At 54.3% G+C, this 2,124-nt stretch carries 3 protein-coding genes; 1 reads left to right on the forward strand and 2 read right to left on the reverse strand.

All coding sequences use genetic code 11. From position 1 onward, the window contains the following. On the forward strand, positions 1-537 hold a 537-nt coding region (locus B348_RS1000000131845), incomplete at its 5' end, for a hypothetical protein (RefSeq protein WP_032864704.1). 66 nt (positions 538-603) lie between these two features. On the opposite strand, the gene B348_RS1000000130710 is transcribed toward B348_RS1000000131845, so the two are convergent. Continuing rightward, on the reverse strand, positions 604-873 hold the full coding sequence (locus B348_RS1000000130710; RefSeq protein ID WP_032864705.1) for a carbohydrate-binding module family 14 protein: 270 nt from the start codon (positions 871-873) through the stop codon (positions 604-606). A gap of 108 nt (positions 874-981) precedes the next feature. Continuing rightward, positions 982-2,040, reverse strand: coding sequence for an FUSC family protein (locus B348_RS0105260; protein WP_017735098.1), 1,059 nt, complete (start codon positions 2,038-2,040; stop codon positions 982-984). Positions 2,041-2,124 lie beyond the last annotated feature (84 nt).

Genomic DNA, 2,124 nt, shown 5'->3' on the forward strand with positions numbered 1-2,124 from the left:
GAAGCGCTGGCCGACAATGCGCAGATCACTGTGACTGCCGAAGTAAACTTTCAGGGTGGTACAAACAGGTGGGATGCGGTTGAGTCTTCTTCGACCAGTTATACGGTAATACAACGGACGCTGATAAGTGAGTGCACCTCTTTCACGGATTTCAGTACGAATGGGTGGAACAGTATCGGGGGGGGGGCAAGCATCAAATATGAAGCTGACGGAAACTATTACTGGCATGCCAGGCCGCCTACTGGCTCAGCAGTGGGGCTCAGCAAAACCTTCCACCCAATCGCTGAAGGGGTCTATGAAATCAACCTGAGGGTTAGAGTGAGCAGTTTAGGGTCGCCGCGCATTGGCCTGACTATTCGTGTCGGAACATGGTCCGTTAACACGTCAATGACTGCGAGCAATACCTGGATCTCTCTTAAAGGGGTTATGGGGTATCTGCCCAGCAAGCCATTTGACGTCAGATTGAGTTTCTACAATGTCACTTATGTCGATTATAGTCTGGATGATATTTGCCTTCGGCAATTGCCCTATCCATAGTGCTGTGCGCTGGTTTGTCTCTTGAGTGCCGAGCCCCCAGCATCACTGCCGGGGGCTCGTTTGATATTACTCACATTTTTGTTTTTGTTCGTTAAACTCCTGCCCGGCAGGGCAGGCGTAGCGACTCATGATCCATCTGTTATAAGAAGTACTCCAAACACACCGGTAATAACCACCTACTATCGTCGAGCTTCTGAAATAGCCCGCTTGTGTACAGGTATCGACATCGGCTGGAGTAGGCGCCGTGGTGCAGGCACTGATTGATAGGGTAATGACAACGCCAAGCAGCATTTTTAGGAAGTGTTTGTTTTTCTGTGGAGCTGTTTGAGTGTTCATGAGTATCTCCAAGTGGATGACGCTCAATCATTAACTATCTAATGGTGACGCGTGTCTACTGTCAGAATCAACAGGTCCCACCCTACAGATTCAACGCTATAAAAATATTTAAATTTTCCATCTTTTTGATGTTTTCGCGAGCCGTTGGTGCATCGCATTAATGTTTTGCACAAATTGCAACGTCAATAACCGGTACCCATCAAACTCACCATCAATTAGCACATCCACTGCAACGTCACTCCCCTTAACATTCAGTGAGCGCTCCAACCGCTCCGTCACCCCTGACTTCAACGCCCGCGCCATCCCCATCAACTGCACCCGAATTTGCCGGTGCTCGGCCTTCATCATCTGCATACGCGCCATCGCCTGTTCATCACGCGGGTCCGGCCGGGTGTTGCCGAGAATCTCCAACGTGCTGATGCACATGCGCAAGTGCCGCTGGATGGCATCCAGCTCCGTCATGGAAATACGCACCTCCTTGGACACCGAGGGCATCAGCGAACGCAACTGCACCATCGATGCATTCAGGCGACTGAGCACCTTCACATGGTGATCATCGGTCACCGACTGGCCATTGATAATCCGGCTATAAATCTCGGCACAATCACGCAATGCACTGGCCAGGTTGTAGCGCCACGAATACACCGCATACAGCGGCAGGGCGAACGAGAAGGCCAGCGCGAGCACGATACCGATGAGGATATCCACGGTGCGCCACAAACCGTCCGACACCGGATTGTCCCCGTGCCCGGCGACGATAAACACGGTGATCGCCGACAGCAGCGCGATGTACCCACCCTTGCCGATGGCGTGATAGGAAAAGAACCCGCACACCACCGACATCAGCAAGTAGGTCAGCAACGGCTGGCCCAGCCACGCCTGTTGCAGCACCAGCAGCAAGCCGACACTGGCGCCGATCAAGGTGCCGTAGGCGCGCTCCACGGCTTTCTTGCCGATATTGCCGTGGTGCTGCAAGCCGCCGATCACGATGAGCATGGTCACCGAGGCCCATTCGCCGTGGGGCAGGTTGATGCCGGTGGTCAGCAGGATCGTCGCCAGCAAGCCGATGGACACGCGCACGGCGTGGATCAGTTTGGCGTGGCGATAGCGGCGGTACGGGTCGAGCAGCGGGCGCAGCAGGCGCCGGGCGAAGAGGGGCAGGTTCATCGGTACTAAAATGGCCTCAATAGTCAGGATGCGTGCAGTCAACTGTGGGAGCTGGCTTGTGTGGGAGCTGGCTTGCCTGCGATG

It is taken from the genome of Pseudomonas sp. CBZ-4, from assembly GCF_000346755.1.
Lineage (GTDB): Bacteria > Pseudomonadota > Gammaproteobacteria > Pseudomonadales > Pseudomonadaceae > Aquipseudomonas.

What these genes read in the sequence shown, in the direction of transcription:
- B348_RS0105260 (WP_017735098.1), bottom strand. Translation starts at nt 2,040, where the DNA reads ATGAACCTGCCCCTCTTCGCCCGGCGCCTGCTGCGCCCGCTGCTCGAC.
- B348_RS1000000130710 (WP_032864705.1), bottom strand. Translation starts at nt 873, where the DNA reads ATGAACACTCAAACAGCTCCACAGAAAAACAAACACTTCCTAAAAATG.